The 18,881-nt window shown below is 45.8% G+C and carries 16 protein-coding genes; 4 read left to right on the forward strand and 12 right to left on the reverse strand.

What is annotated here, in order from left to right; all coding sequences use genetic code 11:
• Positions 1 to 3: 3 nt before the first annotated feature.
• The 8 genes from ACLHR0_RS23655 to panC all read right to left on the reverse strand — a co-directional run bounded on the left by ACLHR0_RS23655 (position 4) and on the right by panC (position 9,131).
• Positions 4 to 894: a DUF1338 domain-containing protein gene (locus ACLHR0_RS23655; protein ID WP_436489994.1), complete on the reverse strand. Its 891-nt coding sequence runs from the start codon at positions 892 to 894 to the stop codon at positions 4 to 6.
• Between the two features lie 18 nt (positions 895 to 912).
• Positions 913 to 1,983: a saccharopine dehydrogenase family protein gene (locus tag ACLHR0_RS23660; protein ID WP_436489996.1), complete on the reverse strand. Its 1,071-nt coding sequence runs from the start codon at positions 1,981 to 1,983 to the stop codon at positions 913 to 915.
• Between the two features lie 432 nt (positions 1,984 to 2,415).
• The gene (gene panB, locus ACLHR0_RS23665) at positions 2,416 to 3,231 is read right to left on the reverse strand and encodes a 3-methyl-2-oxobutanoate hydroxymethyltransferase (protein ID WP_370910340.1); all 816 of its coding nucleotides are present in this window, start codon (positions 3,229 to 3,231) and stop codon (positions 2,416 to 2,418) included.
• A gap of 95 nt (positions 3,232 to 3,326) precedes the next feature.
• A complete protein-coding gene (locus ACLHR0_RS23670) occupies positions 3,327 to 4,214 on the reverse strand; it encodes a Ppx/GppA phosphatase family protein (RefSeq protein ID WP_429047706.1) in 888 nt (295 codons plus the stop codon).
• Between the two features lie 44 nt (positions 4,215 to 4,258).
• Positions 4,259 to 6,403, reverse strand: coding sequence for a polyphosphate kinase 1 (ppk1, locus tag ACLHR0_RS23675; RefSeq protein ID WP_429047709.1), 2,145 nt, complete (start codon positions 6,401 to 6,403; stop codon positions 4,259 to 4,261).
• A 355-nt stretch (positions 6,404 to 6,758) separates the two neighbouring features.
• Positions 6,759 to 7,763, reverse strand: a complete 1,005-nt coding sequence (locus ACLHR0_RS23680; RefSeq protein WP_436489999.1) for a lysylphosphatidylglycerol synthase transmembrane domain-containing protein — start codon at positions 7,761 to 7,763, stop codon at positions 6,759 to 6,761.
• 46 nt (positions 7,764 to 7,809) lie between these two features.
• Positions 7,810 to 8,154 (reverse strand): aspartate 1-decarboxylase, encoded by a 345-nt coding sequence (gene panD, locus ACLHR0_RS23685; protein WP_133811105.1) that lies wholly within the window; start codon positions 8,152 to 8,154, stop codon positions 7,810 to 7,812.
• A gap of 113 nt (positions 8,155 to 8,267) precedes the next feature.
• A complete protein-coding gene (gene panC, locus ACLHR0_RS23690) occupies positions 8,268 to 9,131 on the reverse strand; it encodes a pantoate--beta-alanine ligase (RefSeq protein ID WP_429064764.1) in 864 nt (287 codons plus the stop codon).
• Positions 9,132 to 9,241: 110 nt separating this feature from the next.
• Here panC and ACLHR0_RS23695 point away from each other — a divergent pair, with 110 nt between their 5' ends.
• From ACLHR0_RS23695 to ACLHR0_RS23710, 4 genes are all read left to right on the forward strand, one after another.
• Complete coding sequence (locus ACLHR0_RS23695; protein WP_079467430.1) at positions 9,242 to 10,060, forward strand: glycogen/starch synthase; 819 nt, start codon at positions 9,242 to 9,244, stop codon at positions 10,058 to 10,060.
• Positions 10,061 to 10,157: 97 nt separating this feature from the next.
• A complete protein-coding gene (locus tag ACLHR0_RS23700; protein WP_429047715.1) occupies positions 10,158 to 11,519 on the forward strand; it encodes a DUF4270 family protein in 1,362 nt (453 codons plus the stop codon).
• A gap of 21 nt (positions 11,520 to 11,540) precedes the next feature.
• Positions 11,541 to 12,797 (forward strand): methionine adenosyltransferase, encoded by a 1,257-nt coding sequence (gene metK / locus ACLHR0_RS23705; RefSeq protein ID WP_370910346.1) that lies wholly within the window; start codon positions 11,541 to 11,543, stop codon positions 12,795 to 12,797.
• Positions 12,798 to 13,354: 557 nt separating this feature from the next.
• Positions 13,355 to 14,761 (forward strand): right-handed parallel beta-helix repeat-containing protein, encoded by a 1,407-nt coding sequence (locus ACLHR0_RS23710; protein ID WP_436490003.1) that lies wholly within the window; start codon positions 13,355 to 13,357, stop codon positions 14,759 to 14,761.
• Positions 14,762 to 14,840: 79 nt separating this feature from the next.
• Here the strand turns inward: ACLHR0_RS23710 and ACLHR0_RS23715 are convergent, their stop codons facing one another.
• The 4 genes from ACLHR0_RS23715 to ACLHR0_RS23730 are packed head-to-tail and all read right to left on the reverse strand — an operon-like array spanning position 14,841 to position 18,762.
• Complete coding sequence (locus ACLHR0_RS23715; protein ID WP_436490005.1) at positions 14,841 to 15,782, reverse strand: alpha/beta fold hydrolase; 942 nt, start codon at positions 15,780 to 15,782, stop codon at positions 14,841 to 14,843.
• A gap of 6 nt (positions 15,783 to 15,788) precedes the next feature.
• Positions 15,789 to 16,556, reverse strand: coding sequence for a prolyl oligopeptidase family serine peptidase (locus tag ACLHR0_RS23720; protein ID WP_436490006.1), 768 nt, complete (start codon positions 16,554 to 16,556; stop codon positions 15,789 to 15,791).
• A gap of 59 nt (positions 16,557 to 16,615) precedes the next feature.
• Positions 16,616 to 17,332, reverse strand: coding sequence for a TolC family protein (locus tag ACLHR0_RS23725; RefSeq protein ID WP_370910350.1), 717 nt, complete (start codon positions 17,330 to 17,332; stop codon positions 16,616 to 16,618).
• Positions 17,329 to 18,762, reverse strand: coding sequence for an O-antigen ligase family protein (locus ACLHR0_RS23730; RefSeq protein WP_370910351.1), 1,434 nt, complete (start codon positions 18,760 to 18,762; stop codon positions 17,329 to 17,331). The genes ACLHR0_RS23725 and ACLHR0_RS23730 overlap by 4 nt, the downstream gene beginning before the upstream one ends.
• Positions 18,763 to 18,881: the final 119 nt, after the last annotated feature.

Here is an 18,881-nt window from a genome sequence, read left to right on the forward strand (position 1 = left end):
AAATTAGGAACTTTTTTTTGTTTGGGCGGCGTAGGTACTTTCAAAGATCTTATCGGCATTGCCTGCTTCAAAACCCTCACGCCGGTGTTCCCGCCGTATTTCACTGGCAGGTAAATGCGCAAAGGCAGGAAGTACCTTTCTTTCGGCAAACTCCACATAGGAGCCGGCAATGGGGAATTCCTCCCCACCGGAAAAGGTTGCGGTGATCATTCCGGCTACCGTGGCGCTTTGCAGCAGTCTGCCATCCGGACTGGTTTTAATTTTACCTCCTGAATCATTGAGATGAAAACCATGTTTTTCCAGGAACTGGTTGAAATCAGCGACCGTATTATATCCCGGGGGCAGATTATGTACGCTCACGGTAAAATGATTGAGGTAATAACGGTTATAGATCACCCAGGCGGCGTATTCGCTTTCTGCGGCCAGCACTTTGTAATCGGCCAGGGTAGGGGTTTGCCACAGTGCGCTGTGAAGGAAAGCATCCACGGCTTTGCTGTCGTCGAGGTCCAAGGCATTCACCGGGTCCGACTTCACTTCATCTGTATAATGATGAATGATGGTTTGCGCAGCAGGGCTTAATTCGGCCACCCGCAGTTCACTGATAAAAATACGCGGATATTGCGGCTCGGGGGGAGCATACCACCATGCATCCAGCTTCTTGGCCGGAAAGTGGTAGTGATCCATTTTCGTATAGCCGTAATGGAGAAAAATTTTCTCGAGCGACTGCACGCCAAGCTGTGGAACGCCCATCGTCCGGAAGGCGATGTGGTCATTTTCTATATCATCTGCCTGCGCAATAATGCCTTCCTTTATCATGGCGGCAATAACGGCTCCAACGTCCGGAACCCTTTGCTGATAGCGCTCCATCAGCCCATTTAAAACATCTTTTAACATGACATACAGCTTTTAGGGCTAGTTATAATATACCGCAAAGCGGTTGTTGATCAGGTCATTAAATGCTACATCTTCCTGGCGCAGAAAGCCATTCGCCGGCAGCAGTCCTTTTGCGTGCAGGTCTATTACTGCACAGGCAGCGCCTGCGGTGGTGAGTTGTATGGCGGTAAAGTCCCTGCCGGCCACCGCCTGGTTGTAGATCTTACGGGAATAGGAGCGTTGCACAGAGCGGCCGTTCACCATTCCGGATACAGACACAAAAACCAATACTACATCCTGCTGGGTGAAAGGTATGCTATCTTCCATAATCTCCTTCAGCATTTCTCTTTTTTTATTGAGTTTCAGCTCATTTAAAAGAATTTTCATCAGGTGGCAGTGGCCGGGATAACGTACTGTTTTATAGTCCAGGTTGTACACTTTATGGTCCAGGATTTCAGCGAGTGCTCCGAGTCCGCCGGAGGTATTAAACGCCTCATATTCCACACCATCGAGGGCGAAGCGCTCGTAGCCTTCCATCGGCATTACTTCTTTGCGTTCGCCTTCGTAGATGGCATCGCAGGGATTGCAGTATTCGTTGATCAGCCCGTCGGTGCTCCAGGTAAGGTTATACATGAGACTGTTGGTAGGAAACTGTGGCAGGGCGCCAACACGCAGCCGCACCGCGTCCAGCGAATCGAATTGTTTGGCGATATCATGGGCGGCAATACTGATGAAACCAGGCGCCAATCCGCATTGTGGCATGAAGCTAACATTGGCTTGCGCCGCTATTTCGCGGATCGCGTTGGTAGTAGCTACATCTTCTGTTAAATCAAAATAGTGGGTGTTGGCTTTAGCTGCTGCGGTAGCAATTTTTACGTTGAGGAAAAAGGGGCAGGCGCTCAGCACCATGTCCTGGTCCTGCAATGCGTCCTGCAGCGACGTGGCGTTGTTTACGTCCAGCACGGTTTTGCGGATAGCTGTGTCGGTACATTTCTGTAACAGGGCGTCGTTGCTGTCGGCCAGCGTTACTTCATAGTCGCCGGACTGTTGCAGTAAGAAGGCAGCGGTTTCGCCGATCTTACCGGCGCCAATAATCATTACACGTTTCATAATCTGTTTTGGAATTATAGTGAAGAGGGAAGCATGTGTTGCTCCCGGATAAATAATAATAAATGACGCTTCCCTAAACTACGTATATACGTTACTGTTATACACGAACCTAAGCATTTGCGGATTGGTTAAAAATAAACCAATGCAAAATCATCTGTCGTGATGAAAGTCAGTATGGCAGATACAATAGCATTACAAGCCGCTAAACGGCCTACAGGAAAGAAAAAGAAGGGAAGTGCTACCTATGGCACATGGGAGCAGGTGCTCCGCAGATAGGAGAGTAGAGAAAGCTGTATGTTTAACAGGTAGTTCATTCAACTTATAAAGTGCGAAGCGAATATAGGGAATTTATATTAAATGCAAATGACGAATTTGTATGGAGATATTAATCTCTCTACAAATCCGTCATGCTTATTATTTAATCAGTACTGATTAGTACTGTTCATTTTCATTCGGGAAATCTTTGGATTTTACATCATTGATGTATGCCTGGGTAGCGCCAAAGATCTGGTTGTAAAGGTCGAGGTAACGACGGAGGAAACGTGGTTTGAACTCCTTATTAATACCAAGCATATCATGCATGACCAGCACCTGTCCGTCTACATACCTGCCTGCACCGATGCCGATGATAGGAATTTCTACGCTTTCGGCTACGATCTTTGCCAGGGATGCCGGAATTTTTTCCAGTACAATGGCAAAGCAGCCGGCTTCCTGTAACAGTTTTGCGTCCTTGATCAGCTTATTGGCTTCTGCTTCTTCTGTGGCGCGTACGGCGTAGGTGCCAAACTTATAAATCGACTGCGGTGTAAGTCCGAGGTGACCCATTACCGGCACGCCGGCGGAGATAATGCGTTTTACAGATTCAATGATTTCTTCGCCACCTTCAATTTTAATACCGTGGGCGCCTGTTTCTTTCATAATACGGATGGCAGATCCCAGGGCTTCTTTGGAGTTCCCCTGGTAAGTACCGAAGGGCAGATCCACGATCACAAAGCAGCGTTTAATTGCCCTGACCACCGAAGCGGCATGATAGATCATCTGGTCCAGCGTAATAGGGAGGGTGGTTTCATGACCGGCCATTACATTGGAAGCGGAATCTCCCACCAGCAGGATATCAATGCCGGCATCATCAAAAATGCGGGCCATGGAATAATCATACGCAGTAAGCATGGAGATCTTTTCCCCGTCTACTTTCATCTTCTGCAGTATATGCGTAGTGACACGCTTTATTTCTTTATTCACAGACATAAGCAGTGAGCTTTTAGCATTTAGCTGTTAGCAATAACCGCAAAGGTGGTAATATAAAAAGATAAAAGGAAATGTTTTTTATGTACGGCCGGGGATCAGGAACTCACTGCGATTTCCTCATAGAGGGCATGGATAAGACCATCTGCCAGCCCTATCTTGGGTACATATATCTCCGGGGTATCAGCCCAGCGCATGATGTTTACATAGATCTGCAGGGCCGGAACAATCACGTCGGCGCGGTCTTCCCGCAGTCCGTACAGGTGAATACGTTCTTCCACGGTGAAGGCGCTGAACTCCTTGTAATAGTCTTTCAGCGTATCCAGTGAAAGGGGTTTGCCTTCTTTTCGTTTGGAGAGAGAGAATATTTTATTGATGTTGCCGCCGGAACCAATCGCAATCACGGCGCCGATGCCTTTGAGCTGATGTTTCAGGAAATCTTTCAGTTGCTGCCAGTGCGCTTCGGTAACCTGTTGTTGCAGCAGGCGGATAGTACCAATATTAAAGGACTCCTTGAAGATCTGTTTGCCTGCGCTGAAAAGCGTGATTTCCGTGCTGCCGCCGCCTACATCGATGTAGAGGTACGACTTTGTTTTATCCATGTTCTCCGCCACATGGTTTTCGTAGATAAAAGAAGCTTCTTCCTGACCGGTAATGATCCGGATATCGATGCCGGTTTGTGCTTTTACCTGCTGGAGGATGTCGATGCCGTTGCTGGCGTCGCGCATGGCAGAGGTAGCGCATGCTTTGAGGTATTTCACCTCATACACATCCAGCAGCAGCTTATAGGCCCGGATGGTATCAATAAGGTGTGCGGCCTTTTTGTCTGAAATAACATGATGGTTAAATACATCAAAGCCCAGCCGTAGCGGTACTCTTACCAGGTTTAGTTTGGTAAAGTCCATTACGCCGGCACTATTGGGCGATGCCTCAGAGATGAGCAGTCTGGCAGCATTGGAGCCTATATCAATCGCAGCTAATTTCATCTGTCAGTCGTTAGATCAAAGGGCAAAAGTATAACTTTTTAGAGTTAATGGTATTGTTTTTCGTGCAGGTATTTATAGATCTCCATTTGTGTACGGATCTTTTTATCACCGGCTTTCTTATATTCATTTTTCTGCTCGTTATCCAGTATACGGGCCTTCACATTGCCGCTCAGCTGAATATTCATAATATCGATCAGTTCTTTGCGTATAGCCGGGTCCGTTATAGGCGCAGCCGCTTCCACGCGGTGATCGAGATTACGTATCATCCAGTCGCAGGAAGCAATGTATACCTTTTCCTGGCCGCCGTGGTGAAAAATAAATACGCGGGCATGTTCCAGGTATTCATCCACGATGCTTACCGCGGTGATATTCTTTTTCCATTTTTTATTTTCCGTATAGGCGCAGCAGATACCTCTTATCACCATCTTCACGTCCACACCGGCTTTGGCGGCTTCATACAGCTTGGCAATAAGCGCTGCATCAGAAAGCGAGTTCATTTTAACAGTAATAGCCGCCTTCTTTTTGTGTTTTGCATTCTTGATTTCACGGTCCATCAGGCGAAGGAAGGTATCGCGCATGTTAAACGGACTAACCGGCAGGGTTTTGCAGCCCTCCAGTATTTTGATATCATGACGGGTGTTTTCCAGGTAGGAAAAGATACGGTTCATATCGGCAATGATAGCGCGGTTGGTGGTGAGCAGGCAGTGATCACCGTAAACCCTTGCCGTTTTTTCGTTGAGGTTACCGGTGCTTACAAAGCCGCACTGCAGCGTTTTAGTGCCGATCCGTTTTTTGATGACGCACAGTTTGGCGTGGATTTTCATATTTGGTATACCCAGTAATACTTTCACGCCTTCCTCTTCCAACCGTGATTTCCAGTCGAGGTTGGCGGCTTCGTCAAAGCGGGCGCGCAGCTCCAGCACCACGGTTACCTGTTTACCATTACGTACGGCATTCACCAGCGCATTCACTATTTTGGAATTACGGGCAAGCCTGTACGCAGTTATTTTTATAGAAGATACGTTCGGATCTATTGCCGCTTCCCTTAACAGGTCGATGATGGTATCAAACGAGTGATAGGGGAAGTGCAGCATTACATCCTGCTGTTGTATTACATGCATTACACTGGGCGCATTGAGGAACAGCGGATGGGTGAAGGTTTTACGGTGTAAATGAGGGGGGAAGATAGATTCCGGGAAATCCATAAAGTCTTTGAAATTATGGATACGTGCGCCCGGGATCAGGTTATCCTTTCCGGAAAGTCCTTGTCTGCGCATGAGATATTCCAGCAGCAGCGGGTCTATGTCCTTGTCATATACAAACCTTACCGGCTTGCCCTTGCGACGGTCTTTCAGGCCTTTTTCAATCTGGTGAATAAGACTGTCGGAGATATCGTTATCAATATCCAGTTCCGCATCGCGTGTTACTTTAATGATGTGTGCGGAGAATTTATCGTAACCGAAATAGGAAAAGATATTGGGTAAGCAGAAGCGCACCAGGTCTTCCAGCAGGATGATATCGTGTTCTCCGGGTTTGGAGGGCAGGATAATAAAGCGGGGAAGTACCGTGGTAGGTATTTCTATGAGTGCAAATTTCTGTCGTACGGAATTATCCTGTCGGGCCAGTACGATGGCCAGGTAAATAGATTTATCGCGCAGGATAGGGAACTGTTGTATGCTTTCAATCATCAGGGGAATGATGTTGGTGCGTACCTGTTCATTGAAGTAGTTGAGTACAAATTTCTGTTGCTCGCGGTTGAGTTGTTTTTCTGTTCGCAGGAAGATGTGCTGGGCTTCCAGTTCTTCCGCGATATCTTTCCATACCAGGTCAAACTCGCGTTGTTGCTCAATTACACGGGTTTGTATTTCGTCCAGTATTTTATCCGGATTTTCTTCGAGATGCATTTTACCGGCTTTGCCGAAAAACATCATGCGTTTAAGGGTGGCTACCCGGACCCTGAAAAATTCATCGAGGTTATTGGAAAAGATGCCTAAGAAGCGGATACGCTCATGGAGTGGAACGGTTTTATCGGCTGCTTCCTGTAAAACCCTGGCATTAAAGGAGAGCCAGCTGATATCCCTGGCAATCATTTTTTTCTTCTCTGCAGGGGCCTTCTTGGTTGTTTTCTTTTGTGCTGTTACATCGGGCATTGTCATAATATCAAGGTTCTCACCATTCGGCAAACGCATACGAACTTATTTACATTCAAAAAAATCACATCGTCTAAACCACGATGATACGGCTTTCGCTTTAATTGAAGTATTAAATTAAAGTTAAAGAAAATCGGGGAGATGATCGCCTTCGGCGATGCGGATTTTGTCTTGGCTCGGGATTACGCTGATTATACTGATTAATTTGATTTTATTCTTTTAGATTTTATAAAGGATTAAGGGAGATAGAAGTGGATATTCGCTTCTATCTCCCTTAATCCTTTATAAAATCTAAAAGAATAAAAATCCAACATAATCAAATCAGTGAAATCAGTATAATCAGCGTAATCCTGAGCCAAGACAATTTAAAATCGCCGAAGGCGATCCCTCCGCTCTACCCGCGTTTTTTGTTGTAAACAGGCAACGCCACCAGGCTAATGAAGCCAAGCAGGATCACGAGCACCGTTTGCGCCACCCAGATGATCCAGCCAAAGGCGAAGCCGATGGCTAACGGAATGCCATACAGTTCCAGCGATTTCTGTACCAGGGGCTGGTAGGCGCCGATACCGCCGGGGGTAACGATCATGCCCACACTACCGATCATCAGTACGGCGAGAGCGGCGCTGATACCCAGGTGGCTCGTTTCTTTCAGGCAGAAGAAGCCGATGTATACCTGCGACAGGTAGCACGACCAGATCAATACGGTATGTAACAGGAACCAGCCTTTCTTTTCCATTTTGCCGATAGAAAGAATGCCTTCCATGATACCTCTGGCGAGGGTTTTAATAGTGATGGCCACTTTGGATCGGGCAAACTTTTTCAGCAGCCAGAGTAACAGCAGCACTATACCGGTGAGGATTAAAATGCCTATGAGCAGCTGTATGCCATTGGCATGCGCTATTTTATTGGATAATGGAACAAAGATCGATTCATTGACATAGGAGCCGAGAACGTCCAGTTGGGTCAATACAGTGAGGGCCATCAGCAGAAGCAGGCAAACCATGTCTACCGCGCGTTCTGCGATCATAGTGCCTACGAGCTTATCGGCAGGTACTTTTTCATATTGCGCCAGTATCCCGCAGCGGGTCACTTCTCCCAGGCGGGGTACAGCGAGGTTGGCCAGGTAGCCTACCATCACCGCAAAAAAGGTGTTCAGGGTAGTGGGTTGATGCCCCAGTGGTTTCATCAGCAGTTTCCATCTTATGGCCCTGAACCAGTGACTGGCGATACCGATAGTCATGGTGGGGATCAGCAGCCAGTAATTGGCTTTACGGAAGGCTGTATTGATCTGTTCCCACTGTGCCGTGGTGATATCTTTGGTAAAAAGCCATATCAACAGCACCCCAATGCCGAAAAAGCAAATAAACTTAATGACGTTCTTAAGCGTTTTGGGCATCATCCAAAGTTGTTTAGGGCGTTAATTAAAAACAGGTACAGATACGGGCTTACAGTTTATTTCCTTCCTTGGGGAAAATGGCGATAGGCGTATATTTTTTAGCTTCTTCAAAATCCATAGTGGCATAGGAGATAATAATTACAATATCACCGGGGGCAACAAGACGGGCAGCGGGGCCATTCATGCAGATCACACCGGAACCACGTTTTCCTTTGATCACATAGGTTTCCAGGCGTTCTCCGTTATTTACGTTTAATACCTGCACTTTTTCATATTCGATTAAACCAGCGGCGTCCATCAGGTCTTCGTCAATCGTAATACTTCCAACATATTGCAGATTGGCTTCCGTAACAACCGCGCGGTGAATCTTACACTTTAAAATTTCGATTTGCATAATTATACTGGCTTAGCGCTATAGAGCGTTTGCAAAGCTAGGAAAAAAATATGGAAGATCGAACAGGGGATGCAGCAGTAATGCAGTGCCTGCCGCATCCCTTGCGGAATGGGCTAGAGGCTGCCCTGCAGCACCATATTATCGATGAGCCTTACGCCATCCAGCCAGGCAGCAACGGCTACAACTACCGTGGCATTTCCGGGTGGTTGATCCAGGTGAACGAGGGTGTCATTATCCAGCTGGAGGATATCTACATATTCGGGTTCGAAGCCTTGTGTTTTGAGTGCATCAAAAGCTTCATGGGCGCCTTCCATAAAGTGGAGGCCTTTCCCGAAATTGTTTTTTATGTGAAGAAGTGCCTGGTAGATGCCCACTGCCTTTTTCCGGGCGGCGGGAGAGAGGCGCGCATTGCGGCTGCTCATTGCCAAACCGTCCTTTTCCCTTTCCGTTGGACATACCACCAGTTTTACCGGGGAATGGGTAATCACCAGGAGCCGGCGGACGATCAGGCATTGCTGCAGATCTTTTTGTCCCATAAAAAGCTGGTCAGGTTGCACAATATCCAGTAACTTGTGAACAATACGACCCACGCCCTGAAAATGCCCCGGGCGGAATTTGCCTTCAAGGATAGTTTCCAGGTCGCCGAAGTCATAATGCAGATCACTTTCCAGGCCTTCCGGATACATTTCTTCCACGGATGGTAAAAAAAGTATATCTGTCGATGCATTATTTAATTTTTTTATATCCTCCTCTATGGTGATGGGATATTTTTCAAAATCTTTTGGATCATTAAACTGAGTTGGATTGACAAAGATGCTGCAAACGACCACATCATTTTCTTGCCTGGCTGCCTGAATAAGTGACAGGTGACCGGCATGCAGGGCTCCCATAGTGGGCACAAAACCAATGCTTTTGTTACTTTTTCTTACCAGGTCCAGGTGCTTCTTCAGGTCCGTGCTGCGCTTAAATAGATACATAAATCATTGCTTAAAAGGATGTTAAAACTGACAGATTGACCAATATTCCGTAAAAAATCCGTAATTTTGCAAGCCAAATTAAAAATTACTGCATTAATAATCAGCGTTAAATGTCCACAAAGAAAAGAATTCTTTTTATTGCCCAAGAGATGTCGCCGTACCTGGAATTGAGTGATTACGCGGCAATGGTCAATAAAATGGCAATTAAGTCCAATGAGGCTGGCCTGGAAGTGAGAGTGATCATGCCTAGATTTGGAATTATTAATGAGAGAAGACATCGTTTGCACGAAGTCGTAAGATTGTCGGGGATCAACATTGTGATTGACGGGGATGATTACCCGTTGATTATCAAGGTGGCTTCGCTTCCAAACGCCCGGTTGCAGGTTTACTTCCTGGATAATGAAGATTATTTTAAGCGCAAAACGGTGTTTGCCGATGAAAACGAAGAGTTTTTCGACGACAACGCGGCGAGAGCTGTCTTCTTCTGCAAAGGAGCCCTGGAAACGGTCAAAAAGTTCGGATGGCCTCCTGACATCATTCATTGCAGTGGCTGGATGACCTCTCTGATACCTATGTATCTGAAAACGGCTTATAAAAAAGAGCCGGTCTTTGCCAATTCAAAGATCATATATTCGCTGACCCCCAATACGTTCAAGGAAAAGTTAGGCACTACCTTTGTTAAGAAGGCCACCATCAGTAACCAGATCAAGGAAAAAGATATGGAACTGTTTAAGGAAGGTACCAACACTGCACTGAACAGGGGAGCAGCAAAATACGCGGACGCGGTTGTACTGGCCGGTGATAAACTGGAAAAGAAAGTAGTGGATGAAGTGAAAGCGGAAAAAGGAAAGATCATTTTGCCGTTCAAAAAAGACAACGATGATCTGGGCGATTACCTTCAATTGTATAACCAATTGCTGGGTAAATAGCCATCAAGTCCACCTTTAAAGCGTGGTTGAAGCGTATTTAAAGCGTATTAAAAGCATGTTCGGGCAGTAAAACCAATACTCACTAACAACATAACGCGTGAAGATCAATTTCAGGAACCTTAGCTTCTTAGCTATCTATATTACTCTGCTGTACGGAGCAACCGGTTGTAACAAATCCACTATCCTGGGAAGTGGCTTAATCCCTCCCGGTGATTTTGTGAATGCACAGGACACAACGCTCACAGGTATTATTGCCAATAACATACTCCGGTATGACTCCTCCATTTTAAACGGACAAAACGCTTATAACAAAATCCTGGGATCTGTTACCACTGATCCTGTTTTTGGCAGAACTCACGCTTTCGTATACACGCAGGTATCATTGCCCAAAAGTGCCTTTACCTTTGAAGGTACCGGGCAAACACTGGATTCTGTTGTGTTGTCGCTGGCCTATACCGGCTATACCGGTGACTCTTCGTCGCCTCAAACCTTCCGGGTGTACCGGATGGCCGAACCGGGATTTACGATCGACTCCAACTACGCTTATAACAAAGCATTGGCTTATAACCCCGGAGAGTTACTGGGTACGGCTACCGTTACGCCACTGTCGCTCCGCGACTCCGTAAGCATTTACGGCACCAAAGAAACTGCCCAGCTGCGTATTAAACTGAGCACCGCCTTCGGTAATCAGTTGCTGAGCCAGAAGTCGGATGGCGCTTTTGCCACAGATTCCTCTTTCCGCGCCTACCTGAAAGGTTTCGCTATTGTACCGGATACCAATCTGGGTACTAACAGGAACATGATCTATCTGAACCTGAGCAATAGCAATACCAAGCTGACGGTGTTCTATAAAAACACTACAGACGATTCGCTTCGGGCCACTATGGCGTTTGACCAGTATGCCAGCGCCCATGCCAATTACTTTACCCGTAATTACAATGGTTCCCAGGCATCGAGGTTTATCAATACCAACAACCCGAACGGGGATAGTATCCTGTTCCTGAACGCCGCACCGGGACTGTTTACGAATTTGACTATACCCGGACTGGAGAACTTCCCGAATGTACTGATCAATAAAGCTGAACTGGTAATTACACAAATAACTTCCGGTCCAAGTGATATGAATAATATATTTATTGAACCAGGAAGCTTATCTTTACGACAGTATACAAACGGTGATACCACCAAGATCCCCGCAGATTATTATACAGGAGGAGGCGCAGCCTATTTTGGCGGCACCCGCCAGGTAATTACCAACTTTGGAGGCGTACAGGTTGTTCAATACACCTTTAATCTCGCCAATACCATGCAGCGGTTTATCAGGAAACTGGACCTCAATAAGGGTTTCAGGCTCGAAGGATATTCGCCGTTATACATGGATATGAATCGTGTGAAAGTGGGTGGTAGTAACCTGTCACAGTATAATATCAAGCTCAGAATTATTTACACTAAACCATAAAACTACTAATCCCAGTTTTTTATGCCTTATTTATTTACATCTGAATCCGTTTCAGAAGGACATCCTGATAAAGTAGCTGATCAGATCTCTGACGCTTTGATCGACAACTTTCTGGCATACGACGCAAAATCTAAAGTAGCTTGTGAAACGCTTGTAACTACCGGCCAGGTTGTTTTGGCAGGTGAAGTGAAATCAGAGGCATACCTCGATGTGCAGGACATTGCAAGAGAAGTAATCCGTAAAATTGGTTATACCAAGAGTGAGTACATGTTTGAAGCGAATTCCTGCGGAATTCTATCTGCCATACATGAGCAATCTCCGGATATCAACCAGGGCGTAGATCGTAAATCTCCCGAAGAACAAGGTGCAGGAGATCAGGGTATGATGTTCGGTTATGCTACCCGCGAAACCGATAACTACATGCCACTGGCCCTCGATCTGGCACATAAACTGTTGCTGGAACTCGCTGTTCTCCGTCGTGAAAATAAAGAAATCAAGTACCTGCGTCCGGATGCCAAATCCCAGGTTACTATCGAATATTCTGATGATAATAAACCGGTAAGAATTGATTCTATCGTGATCTCTACCCAGCACGACGACTTTGATGAAGATGAGAAAATGCTGGCAAAGATCAAGGAAGATATGATCAAAATCCTGATCCCCCGCGTAAAAGCACAGCTGAAACCGGAATTGCAAAAACTGTTTGAAGGTTTCGATATCAATCACCATATCAACCCAACCGGTAAATTTGTAATCGGTGGTCCTCACGGTGATACCGGCTTAACCGGCCGTAAAATCATTGTAGATACCTACGGTGGTAAAGGTGCTCACGGTGGTGGCGCTTTCTCCGGTAAAGATCCTTCCAAGGTAGACCGTTCCGCTGCTTATGCAACCCGTCATATCGCTAAGAATATGGTGGCTGCAGGTGTATGCGACGAAATACTGGTACAGGTATCCTACGCCATCGGCGTTGCTAAGCCCTGCGGTATTTATGTAAATACCAACGGTACCTCCAAAGTGAAACTGAACGATGGCGAAATCGCTAAAAAGATTGAAGAGATCTTTGACCTGCGTCCTTATGCGATCGAACAAAGATTGAAACTGCGCAATCCTATTTACAGCGAAACCGCCGCCTATGGCCACATGGGTCGCGAGCCTAAAGTGGTGACCAAAGTATTCAACAAAGGCAAGAAACACGAGAAAAGTGTGGAAGTTGAGCTGTTTACCTGGGAGAAGCTGGATTATGTTGATAAAGTAAAAGCAGCTTTCGGCTTGTAATCACTCCGGAAGCATATATAATTACAAAAGGGCCGTTTCAACTTTTGAGACGGCTTTTTTGTTTAGAGCCTTGTACCTTTTTTATTCATTCGTGCCTCATTTTTTCACATTCCCCTGATGTGGGAAAAGTTTTTCAATTTTATTAAAAAAAGTTCAAAAAAAGTTACATATTACTGTTAAAATTATAGTATATTTAATAGTAATATTATTGATTGGCCTGCGTTTCAGGACTGGCAAGCGCATTATGGGCTCGGTCTATTTCGGAATAAATGCATAAGGGCTTCAGTGGTTTTCCAGAAATCCGTTATAACTCATATAGCCCTGTTTCTGGCGTATAATATTTCGCGGAGGACGTCCGTTAAGATGCTGTTTTATATCCAAAAATCTGGATATTCGCAGCCATAAATTAAAATGGACCGTTAAATTGTTTCCGGAGACAATTGTATGCAGTGCATTATTTATTGAATGACCGAATCCATATCACTTGAATCAATTTGCAATTTACCAATTGGGTAATTGTGAGCTTTTTATTGAAACCATATAATATCTGAAAAACCATGAGGCACTACATCACCGCACGATTGTCTATGTTTACATTCGTATCCTTTGCCCTGGCTTTAGCGATCACAACAGAAAGTTGCAACAAGGATCAACTAAGCCAGGTATTACCAGAAAACAATCCAGCTGAAACAGCCGTAAAGCCTACTGTTGGCGGGAAGCAATACACACTTGTTCCCGACAAGGATGGCAGATTAGTAGTGGATGGAAGCATCTACAAAGCAGGAGAAATTCTGAATCTGAAAGGAACATTTTCTGCCGTCGTTTTTAATAACCTGAAAGGCGCGTCAGGCAGCCCTATCATTGTTAAAAATGCCAGCGGCACCGTAGTTAAAATAGGTAATCCATCCTGGAGCGGTGGTTCCTGGGCTACAGCCATCAGTTTCGTGAACTGCCATTATGTGAAAGCAGGTGGTGAAAAATCAAAATCCGAATTTGTAGTAGAAGGAAGCACCCAGGCAGGCAAGGAAGCGTATTTCGACTTTACGCTGAGCCAGCATACCGATAATTTTGAAATCGCCAATGTTACCATACATAACGGCGGTACAGGCATATGGGCTAAAACCGACCCGGTAAAGGGCGACTTAAGCACCCAGTATCCTAACTCCTACATGGACAACCTGCTCATCCACGACGTGGCGATCAGCGGTACCAACAACGAAGCATTTTATATTGGTCATACCGCCCTTTACTGGAACCTCACTGCCAACGCACCTTACTATGGTGATCCGTCAGGGTTTACCAGCGGCCAGCAGTACGTACAGCCCATTAAATGGCGTAATGTAAAGATCTATAATAATTCTGTTTCAAATGGAGGAGCAGATGGCATCCAGACTGCAGCCATCGACAAGCTGGAAATATATGGCAACACCGTTACCAGCTGGGGCGGTCAGCATAATTCAGGTCATAACGGCGGCATCCTGATTGGCGGCCGTACCACTAATACCAACGTCCACGATAACTATGTGCACGATGGATGGGGTGAACTGATCCAGTTTTACGGATCTGGTGAAAATGGCGCAACGCACATTATCCGTAATAACCTGTTAAGAGATAACCAGGGAGATGGGGTGAGCCTGAGAGGAACTGATAAAGCAGTGGTTCAGATCACCAATAACACCATTGCAAGAACAGGTGGCGTGTCTCTCCGTATTAACGGTTATTTCGGTATGACTGCTGCGCAGATCGTGAAAGATAACGCGTTCATTCAACCACGTGTAAGTGGCGGTACAATTGCGCCTAACGCTTACATATACACTGAAAATGGCGCCTCTGTTATAGAAGGAACAGGCACAGAAGCCAATTCCAAATTTGTATCAGTAGCAGCAGCTGGTGTGGACACCAACAATTTCTATCAGCCTAAATCCGGTTCAGCATTGCTGACCACCGGCTATAGAACAAACTAATCCGTACTATTCCGCAACAGGCGATAATAAAACAGCCGCCCTGGTTATCCGGGCGGCTGTTTTCTTTTTTCACCGGGCATTACTTTTTTTCTTCGAGATACTTCCACATCATTTCATTCACTTCCTGTGGTTGTTCAAAATGAGGCATGTGCCCGGCGCTGTCTACTTCATGTACTTCTAAAGTTGGGTATAAAGCAGTATAAGAACTTAATTTCTCTTTGGGGAAAAAGGGGTCTTGCTTACCATAGATGAGTAACATTTTTCCGGCGGGTATTTTTTCCAGTAAATAAAGCTGGCTCTGATTCAGCATATGCATCCAGGACGATAGCGTGATGCGCTTGTAACCCCTGAAATTCATAAAATATTTTAACCGCTCTGCGTAGTTGTTGAACAGTGGCTGATTCACAAACTCTTTCCGCTGATTTTCCACCGAACGGGGATACCAGTATCCACTCATTAAAACGTCTCTTACAACCGGGATGTGCAACAGTTTGCTGGGTTGAAGATCTCCGCTGGCAGCTGGTCCGAGCAATATAATCTGTTTCACCCGTTTGGGGTGACTGGCCGCATAGTCCAATCCTATAGGCGCTCCCATGGACATAGCGATCATATCAAATGGCTGACGGAGCTGCAGTGTATCCAATAAAGCGGTCAGTTGCTCCCTGTACAGGCCGAGATCATAGGCTGTTTCCGGTCTGTCGGAATAGCCCCTGCCGTAAAGATCATATGAAAGCACCCGGTAACCTTTGGACAGGAGATAGGGAATATTGTATTTCCATACCTCCATGCCGCTGCAGCCGCCTCCGTGGATTAATACCAGCAGCCGGGCAGTGTCGGGGCCAGCCAGGCTATAATGTACATTTCCCTGTGCCAGGCGTATAAACTGCCCCGGGGCAGATTTACGCGTACGCTCATTAAGCGGCGCGGTTTCCTGCCCTTGTTTGATGAACAGGAAAGCCGCTGTCAGCAGCAATATAATGCCGCCCGCCAGTGATAATATCCATTTCATGCGCCTGGACATACCTGGTTATCTTTTGAATTGCAACAGCCACTCGTAAATATTCATACCATCTTCCCGGTAGGAAGGGTTGTAATATTGTTCCCAGCAGCAATGTTTATGATCCCCGATGCTCAGTTTGGTGAGTCCTGGTTTGTATTTGTTGGTACTGTCCGCATAAAGTTTACAGTTGCCAAGAAACACCGGTTCATCACTACCACCGAAATACCACACGTGGATATTGTTCTTGGCAGTTATCTGAAAGTTTTTCAGGTTCTCTGCATCGATAGTAGCCGGCGACATGTTCACTGCAGCAGCCACCCGCTTTGCCGTTCTTTTATCGGTAACGGCCATTCCTACTGACCATCCGCCTGCACTGTATCCTGTGATATAAATACGGGAAGAGTCAATCGGATATCTTTTCAATACATCCGTAATGGCAGCATCCAGGTGTTCCGGGCCAAGCGACCAGCTGGTGGCCAGGGGCGCCAGCACAATAAACTCATATTTCTTGCCGTCCACTTTATTGACAGCATCAATATTCTTCCCTTCGTGCATTTGCCTTGCTACACCCTGTCTGAAGATCTTGGTAATATCAGTACCGGCGATACTTCTGCCATGAAGACAAATAAGCAACGGGTATCTTTTCCCGCTTTTCAGATTGTCCGGCAGCTTCAGCAGCGCTGGAATATGGTGCCAGGGCGTAATCTGTACCTCAACCTGTTTAAATGGTTTCAAGTCCTGTGCAGACAATAACGCCGTCTGCAGCATTAGCGTGATAATAAGAAATACTCTCATTCTTGATTTTAATTTTCAGTAATCCGCATTGCCGGATACGATGTTCACAATCCCCGATATTATAAATGCAGCAACACTTCTTCCAGCGAGGTACCGATAATTGCTTCCAGTACCAGCTTCGATTGTCTTACATCTCTTTCAAGATTTACCTTACGCACCATTTCTGCATTATAGATGCGGTAAGCATCATTCAAACCTTCCACAGCGGTGTTTTGATCTCCTTTGGAGAAACGCTGTTCCACCTGTTTGTAATGATTGTAGGAGTCTTCCAGCAAAGGCATTTGCAGCTCATATAACTGTTTGTTTGCTGCATAATCTTCATAGGCACGCAATACAGCAGATTTTAAGGCCAGCTTTTCGCCTTCTTTCTGCTGCTCGAACACTTTCCCGTTCGCCTTTGCAGTTTTTACTTCGTTAGGAATGCTGATCAAATGACCAAGTGGCACATTGACACCAAAGTTATACCTGGGGTATAATGTGTTGTTGCTGGTGGTGCCGCTTCCTTTTATGGTAAATTCATTCAGGTTACCTGAAGCGACGATCATGTCCAGCCAACCGGCTTTAGCCCTGTTTTCATCGTATTTTGTAATCTGTTTTTTTATGTCCAATGCTTTGATCTGCGGATTTTCCATGGCAAGTTCCACCAGTCTTGCTTTTAGCCTGGTCACTGTCGGCAAATCTGCTGGCAGGCGCAGCACAATACTGGTATCGGCTCTTTGCGCCTTTGCCATTGTACCTGTTAATGCTACTAATAAAAAGAATAGTACTCGTTTCATGTTGTGATATTTGGAGATGATAATAAATATTTTAATTTTATAGAGATGCCGTTAAGGGCATAATAAAGCAACGCTGATTCAATAAGGCCGGACGATTCCTGTGCGTAAATACTTACTACCAGCGCGAACATCACACATAGGATGACCAGTGTAAACTGCTTTTCCACTTCTGTTCTGCTGGCAAAATAATTGGCAACCATATATTGCATTACCAGGTAAATATTGACCATGATCAGTATTAAGCCTATCCATCCCTGCTCCAGCGCCGTACGTAAATAACCGCTGTCGGGGGGAAAGCCATCCAGCTCGCTGCCCGAACCCGGTTCGCAGCTGAGAAATCCGCCACCGATAGGATGGCTGTAGATATAAGGTTGTATACGATGCCTGTTCACTTCCCGCACATTCAGGGAGGCATCCTCTGAACCGGAAAAGGCCGTTCTCATCCTGATAACTGTTGAGTTGCCGTGAAACGGCCCAAACATCAATACCAGGAAAGCAAATACAAATACCAGCGCACCAATCACTGTATTCCTGTTCCGCAGGTTTACAAACAACATGATGATAAGCCCCATCGGAACCATGATATAAGCCGTACGGGTACCGGAAAAGCCCAGTGCCATAAACTGAAGTGCCAGCGATATCAGCAGGAACACTTTTTTGGGTACTGATATCATTTTATTGGAGCTGGTGAGCAGTACAATATTCATGATACAGCCGCAGGCCATGATAACACCAAACACCGCAGGATCCGATACAAAGGAGAAAATCCGGATACCGGTGAGGATAATCACGGTCTTGAATTTCTCCGGGTATTTGGCGATGTATGCTTTTTCAAACGGCATTAATCCAAACCACTGCTGAATACACGCATAAAAGGCCGCAACAGTAAGTATGATGATCCAGAATTTCAGGAATACTTTCAGGTCGTTCATGTTACGGATCATTTTCATGACCAGGTACATAAAGATCATATTGCGGACAAATACCCTCGCAAAGGTGGTCCAGCCATGCCGGTCGTATACAAAGGCGGGATTAAAAAACTGCAACAACACATAGCCGCCGTAGATGTAAAAAGTGATCAGCACCGGGTCCCGGAGAAAGTTAACTTTCTTGATACTATCGTCTCCGGCCTTTAATAAACTACCGAGTAATGTGATCAGCAGAATGGCATCTATTAATACGCCCACAGGTATTTCCGTACCGGACATCCTTTCGAGCAAACGCACGGTCAGCGCCACTGTACAGGAGATAAAATAACCTGCACGGTAATTCAGAATGGAAATCGCGGCAACAGTGATTCCTATCACCAACCCGATCAGCAACGCAATGTATTTTACCTCCTGGGCGCCGATATAGGCTATTGCCGGGATCAGCAGTACCCAACCGATAATAATAAATATGTTGAAAATATTTTTCTTCGCAATTTCCACTTAGGTCAATTTATAAGAATACTATTTTAATACCCATAGCGATAATAGTAAGCGCTATAAAGATGAGAATCAGCATCTGGTGAAGATGTTGGTCTATTGGCTTTTTCTTTGGTTGCGTT

Origin of the sequence: Chitinophaga sp. ARDCPP14, from assembly GCF_051362515.1 — a bacterium.
Lineage (GTDB): Bacteria > Bacteroidota > Bacteroidia > Chitinophagales > Chitinophagaceae > Chitinophaga.

Coding starts and splice junctions, on each gene's coding strand:
- ACLHR0_RS23655 (WP_436489994.1), bottom strand. CDS start 894: ATGTTAAAAGATGTTTTAAATGGGCTGATGGAGCGCTATCAGCAAAGG.
- ACLHR0_RS23710 (WP_436490003.1), top strand. CDS start 13,355: ATGAGGCACTACATCACCGCACGATTGTCTATGTTTACATTCGTATCC.
- ppk1 (WP_429047709.1), bottom strand. CDS start 6,403: ATGCGTTTGCCGAATGGTGAGAACCTTGATATTATGACAATGCCCGAT.
- ACLHR0_RS23720 (WP_436490006.1), bottom strand. CDS start 16,556: ATGAGAGTATTTCTTATTATCACGCTAATGCTGCAGACGGCGTTATTG.
- ACLHR0_RS23695 (WP_079467430.1), top strand. CDS start 9,242: ATGTCCACAAAGAAAAGAATTCTTTTTATTGCCCAAGAGATGTCGCCG.
- ACLHR0_RS23680 (WP_436489999.1), bottom strand. CDS start 7,763: ATGATGCCCAAAACGCTTAAGAACGTCATTAAGTTTATTTGCTTTTTC.
- ACLHR0_RS23670 (WP_429047706.1), bottom strand. CDS start 4,214: ATGAAATTAGCTGCGATTGATATAGGCTCCAATGCTGCCAGACTGCTC.
- ACLHR0_RS23660 (WP_436489996.1), bottom strand. CDS start 1,983: ATGAAACGTGTAATGATTATTGGCGCCGGTAAGATCGGCGAAACCGCT.
- ACLHR0_RS23715 (WP_436490005.1), bottom strand. CDS start 15,782: ATGTCCAGGCGCATGAAATGGATATTATCACTGGCGGGCGGCATTATA.
- panB (WP_370910340.1), bottom strand. CDS start 3,231: ATGTCTGTGAATAAAGAAATAAAGCGTGTCACTACGCATATACTGCAG.
- metK (WP_370910346.1), top strand. CDS start 11,541: ATGCCTTATTTATTTACATCTGAATCCGTTTCAGAAGGACATCCTGAT.
- ACLHR0_RS23725 (WP_370910350.1), bottom strand. CDS start 17,332: ATGAAACGAGTACTATTCTTTTTATTAGTAGCATTAACAGGTACAATG.
- panC (WP_429064764.1), bottom strand. CDS start 9,131: ATGTATCTATTTAAGCGCAGCACGGACCTGAAGAAGCACCTGGACCTG.
- panD (WP_133811105.1), bottom strand. CDS start 8,154: ATGCAAATCGAAATTTTAAAGTGTAAGATTCACCGCGCGGTTGTTACG.